We start from the raw sequence: 6,098 nt of genomic DNA, 5'->3' as shown, positions 1-6,098 counted from the left end.
AGGAGCAGTCCATGTGCCATTCTCATAGCTAGCGCTACCACCTAAAGACGTTGCAACCTTGGTGCCAAGACTATGAAGCTGGGAACCATTTATCGCATCGGTTGAGGTCGCTGTAATCGAACCAGCAGCAACATCCAAAAGAAACCGAGCTTCACCGTTACTATTCAGAATACTTATTTTTTTTAATGGTGATTTAGCAGAAATAGTTATCGTGCCTTCCTCATCCGCTCGGTTTAGTGCACTGGGTAAGCTTCTCAAAAATAGATTATTTTGTTTCTCTTCAATAGCAGAGGGCTCCTTTATCTCAACAAGCTGATGATTTAAACTTGTGGAAGCACTATTCACACGAGAAAATGCATCCGCTACATTCTTAGAACTTTGCTTACCCGCAAATGCAGTATCAAATGCACGTTGCGTTTGAAACTTAATATTAGGATTTAAATCTCTGAAGCCATCTTCATCCTCTATAAATGCAGAGCCACTATCTTGATATAATTTACTGCCAACAACATAGGCTGGTGGAATAGCTTTAAGCACATTTGTACCGCCACTAAAATCGTTTGATATGTTATTAAAAATCTGAGTATTAGCAGCAACAGGAGAAACATTTGATAAAAAGATAATCACTGAAGCCAATGAAAGCGCTTTAATAAACTGTAATCGATAAAGCGAGTAAGAATTTTTAAAATCACTCACCACCGGCGCTTTTGATGTGGTATATAATTTTTTCATAACAAATTCTCCAAGTAAAAAAACATATTCAGAACATAAAAAAAACATATTTCAGCGCTAGGGATGATTTTGGGATGTGATTTTGTTTGTTCTTTACAAAGTTTAGGTTTGTCGCAGAGGCGAACAGAAGTAGTTAGGGCTCTGGCAAGGTTGCGATTAACGTTGATCAATGATTTTGTTAATGGTTTTTTAATTTTTTCCGACTGTAAGAAGTTTTTTTTGTAACAAGGTTCCTGAATTTTAGGGTGAGGAAATAGATGGAACGGATATGAAGAAGACATATTTGCACGCTATTGTTAGATCTGCGGTTTATGATTTTTAAAGTGAGAGAGCTCTTTTTTGTATGTTTAAGAGGCTATAAGGTATTATTGCAGGAAACGGTTAAGTCGTCTGGTGAATGACGTAGAGTGCTTGTTGTGAAATCATTGCACTTTTATCATAGTGATAAGTGAGACGTACTCTCGAGTTCTAGATTTTTTTCTCTTTAAGAGCTTTAAGATAAAATGAGGATGATTATGTGATTTTTCCATAACTCTTCGCACCTCCCTTTGCGAGAACTTTTTCCGTTTTTACCAGAATGAGTCTTACTAAAGACTATTTTTATGGTTTTATAGACTATTGAGTAAAATAGCAAGAGAAAAATGAATTTAACTATTTTTACAGAATGAGTCTTTCCGATTTATACAATCGTGAAATATCCTTATAACTTTAAAATTCATAGATTCCATGCATTATAGACTTGCCTAGAGGTTCTGTTTCATAGTTTGTTTGAGGCATCCCATTTTGATCAAAATGAGTCTTACTAATAATTGCCGCTGTTGCGTACCTCATGATTACTACTGCTATGTACAAGAGCAAATAAATAAAATAATAAAATGGGATTTTTAATTTTTTAAACGTATCCCCAATGGATATTTTCTATCGATGAAATTATAGAACGTACAGTTTAAAATACTGTGTGATTACGCACTCTATCAATTTATATGACAGTATTACTCTGTGTTTGTAAAATTTTTGTTAAAGTGCTTCACTTCTCACTAAAATCAATCTCACTAAGATTCTTATTATAGAATACATTGTTATGAGACTTTATAAGTATACTACTCTAAGGCTTTCTCTGTAAAATATTACTTCTCTATAATATAAAATTTTGCCCTTGTCTCATCAGACAAGGGCAAAACTTCACTTAAATTGTAATTTTTCATATTCTCTGGTGTTATTTTAATTTCAGAGTTATTCCACCACCTACTCCCCACTGACCTCCGGCACTGGTTGCTGATAGATTAGAACGAATCTTGCCATCTTCAGATGTATAACCTGCACCAATAGCAAAAGCAGATTGTCCACGCCAAAAACCGCCACCAAATGAAACACTCACAGATCCTGGGTCATCGAAGTAACGTAAGTTAGACACTGCCAAACCAATCGCCGCTGCTTGCCTTGCCTCTTTGCGCACATTCGTAATATCATAACTTAGTGCGTCAAACTTCATATCGGTATAGGATTTTGCCTCATTAACACCATTACTGACTTGATCATTCGTATACTTTTTCGCACTTTCAAGAGCAATCTTCATCTGCTTCTCAGTATAATCATGTAACTGACCACCATTCACTGCGTCCTTAGAGTCTTTTTTAATTTCGCCATCTTTAACATTAGTAATCAAAACAGGTTCACTGTCATCGACACCTTTTAGAGTGATTCTATTGATGTTCTTTCCGCTTTTTGTATCAACATCATAGCTAACCGCAAGATCCTCCTCGTCTATGTCATTCTCCTCCTCATCCATGTCATACTCATCTATGGAACGGGTTAATTTTCTCATAAAAGGAAAGCCTTCTGAAATAATATCCGAATGACCATCTCCCAATTTAGGTTTTTCACCAATAGCAGCGCCATCCCTTATATCAATAATCTGATTATTCAAAGCTGTGAAAGCACTATTTACGCCAGCAAAGGCATCTGCAACATTATTATATTTTTTCTCACTCTCATTACCATCCTTATCAAAGACTTTAACCGTGAAAGTAGGACCTGACCATTTCCCCTCTTCATCATATCCAGCACCACCGCCAAAATAATTTGCAAATGCCTGAGTCATAAAATAAAGCTGGCTACCATTTACTGCTTCGGTCGAAGTTTTCGTAAATGCACCACCCCTAACACCAGAGAGAACTCGTGGAGTATTAATATTGTTTCCAATATCTATTCTATCGCCACTTTTGCTTCCCCCAATGGTAATAAGCCCAGCGCTATTTTGCTTAATAAAACTATCGCCTGTCACACTTTCGATCTTTTTATTAAGATTTGTAAAAGAACTGCTTACACCAGAAAGTGCCTCCGCAACATTTCCATAGTGCGTTTCAGCTCCATTACCATTCTCATCAAAGACTTTAACTGTAAAAGTAGGAGCACTCCAGTTTCCATCTTCATCATATCCAGCATCACCACTAAAGTATCTAGCAATGACATTGCTCATGGAATGAAATTGAGAACCGTTTATCGCATCAGTGGATACTGCTGTAATCGAACCAGCCTTAACACCGGAAAGAGTCCGTGCCGCATTATCAACGTTTGCAATGCTTACGTTAGCTCCATTTACTTCTCCACCAATGGTAATAAGCCCTGCTGTATTTTGCTTAACAAGCTTGTCACCCACCACATTAGTAACTACATTCTCAATCTTTTTATCAATATTCGTGAAAGAACTACTTACGCCAGTAAAGGCATCCGCAACGTTATGATAGTTCTTGTCAGCTCCATTACCATCCTTATCAAAGACTTTAACTGTAAAAGTAGGAGCACTCCAGTTTCCATCTTTATAACCAGCATCACCGCCAAAATAGCCTGCAACGACATTGCTCATGGAATAAAGTTGAGAACCATTTATCGCATCAGTGGATACTGCTGTAATCGAACCAGCCTTAACGCCGGAAAGAGTCCGTGCCGCATTATCAACGTTTGCAATACTTACTTTAGTTCCTCTTACTTTTCTACCAATGGTAATAAGTCCTGCTGTATCTTGCGCAACAAGCTTATCACCCACCACATTTTTAATCTCTTTATTAATATTTACAAAAGAATCATTCACACCAGCAAAGGCATCTGCGACATTATTATATTTTTTCTTAGTCTCCTTACCATTTTTATCAAAGACATTAACTGTAAAAGTAGGAGCACTCCAGTTCCCATCTTTATAGCTAGCACCACCGCCAAAAGACTTCGCAACCCCAGCGCCCAATTTATAAAGCTGGGAACCAGTGATTGCGTGATTCGATGTTGCGCTAACCAAACCATCACGAACACCAGTAATAAACCGCGCCTCATGAGAATTATTTGCAACGTCTACTATATAACCCCTTTTGTTCGCACCAATGGTAATAAGCCCTGCTGCATCTTGCTTAACAATCATATCAGACAAGATTTTATCAATTTTATTATTAATTTCTCTCTGATATATCCCCCAAACATTTCCCCAACCCGCAAACGCATTATCAATGGCTGTTCCAACCTCAAACTTAATAGTTTTTCCTATATTAAGTTTAAAATTGCTGAATTCATTCTTTACACCTCTGAATGCACTATTTACCCCTACAAACGCAGATCCAACATCTCTATACACGTTACCGTCAATTACATAGGTTGGCGCAACACTTTTAAGTATATTTGCACCACCACCAAAATACTCCGCTACATTACCCCACTTATCACAAGCAGAAACAGGAGAAGCATTTGATAAAAAGACAGCTACTGACACTAATGAAAGCGTTTTAATAAAAGGTAATCGATAAGACGAGCAAGAATTTTTTAAATTACTCACTGCTAGCGTGTGTGGTGTGGTATATATTTTTTTCATAATAAATCCTCTAAGTAAGAAAAAGATATTAAAAACATTAAAAAGACATATTCCGGTGCTATTAGGCTCCAGAGATTGTTTTTTCTTGTTTTATAAAAGATTAGGGTTGTCATAATGCGGAAGAGGACTATCTAAGATCTCAATGAGATAGAAGTCGACGTTGATCGATAGTCCAATTAATAAGGTTTTTGTTTATCCCCCTTTAAGGAGGGGTGTTTTCTTTTAGCAGAGCTTTTAAATTTAAAGGTGAAGAAAGGTGAACGAAGTATAGAAAAAACATGTTTGCGTACTATTATTTAGGTGTTGTGTGTTTAAGAGGCAATAAAGGATGTTTATTGCGGAAGGGAGTTAAGTTGTTTGATGAGTGACTTAGAGCGTTTTTTGTAGGGTTGTGCTTTTGTTGTGAGAATAAGCGAGGTACCCTCGAGCTTTGGATTTATATCTCTCAAAGCTTTTTGAAATAAAATGATAGTGATAGTGTGATTTTTTCATGATTTACTGCACCCCGCTTTGCAAAAAGATTCTTAGTATCTTTTAACCAACTTTTCACATTCTTACAGACTATTTAAAAAATAGCAAGAAAAAAATGATTTAAATTATTTTTTATTAATGTGTCTTTCTGATTTATGAAATAATTCTAAAATTCATAGCCTCATTGTCTGCACTTTAGGTTTTTATAAAAGTGCTAGTGCATTGTTATGCTTCAAATATCCCTATTTTGATCAAAGTGAGTCTTATTTAATTATTCCGGCTGCTGCATACAAAGATAATAATAAACATAGTAAAAATGAGATTTTTTATCTCTTTAAGCATACCCCCCAATGGATATTTCTATTAATAAAGTTATAAACCGTACAGTTTTAAAATATTGTGCGATTGCGCACTCTATTAATTTATATGAAGGCATCACTCTGCATTTGTAAATTTTTTTTGTTAAAACGCTTCAATGTAACTAAAATCAGTCCTACTAAGATATTACTACAAAATACATTGTTATAAAACTTTATAAGTATACTACTCTATGAATTTCTGTGTAAAATATCACTTCTTTATAAAATGTTTACCCTTGTCTGATGAGACAAGAAGGAAAAACTCCCTTAAAAATAAATATCAATTACTCAAATAATTCTTTTTGGAGATGATAAATGATTTTTTCATATAAAATTTCACAATAAAAAATATATTTTTACTCGAAATACACCCTTATTTTTTATTGCTATTCATTTATGATGAAAATAACTTTCCTTCCCTTTAAATGGCACATGTAACGCATTTGATAAGAGAAGGAAAATTTATTTCGAATTTTCTATTGTTAATTCAGTGTTACCCTAAATCCAGCACCTACACCCCAATGTCCCCCAGCACTCGTTGCAGATACGTTAGAGCGAAATCTTCCATTTTCAGACATATAACCAGCACCAATAGCAAGTGCGGACTGATTGAGCCATATACCACTACCAAGTGCAACACTTAACTTTCCTGGTGCATCATTGTAACGTAAGTTGGACAC

General features: G+C 35.6%; 2 protein-coding genes and 1 pseudogene. All 3 read right to left on the bottom strand.

What is annotated here, in order from left to right:
- Positions 1 to 732 (bottom strand): annotated as a pseudogene (locus ACFIL2_RS00210) (hypothetical protein); the annotation flags it as partial.
- 1,216 nt (positions 733 to 1,948) lie between these two features.
- On the bottom strand, positions 1,949 to 4,588 hold the full coding sequence (locus ACFIL2_RS00205; RefSeq protein ID WP_375681662.1) for a YadA-like family protein: 2,640 nt from the start codon (positions 4,586 to 4,588) through the stop codon (positions 1,949 to 1,951).
- A 1,312-nt stretch (positions 4,589 to 5,900) separates the two neighbouring features.
- Positions 5,901 to 6,098, bottom strand: a 198-nt coding sequence (locus tag ACFIL2_RS00200; protein WP_375680212.1) for a YadA-like family protein, incomplete at its 5' end; no start/stop codon positions are given.

It is taken from the genome of Bartonella sp. AP30XZML, assembly GCF_042195945.1.
Taxonomy (GTDB): Bacteria; Pseudomonadota; Alphaproteobacteria; order Rhizobiales; family Rhizobiaceae; genus Bartonella.
The sequence above is the reverse complement of the archived record's forward strand: the minus strand, read 5'-3'. Positions and strand labels throughout refer to the sequence as shown.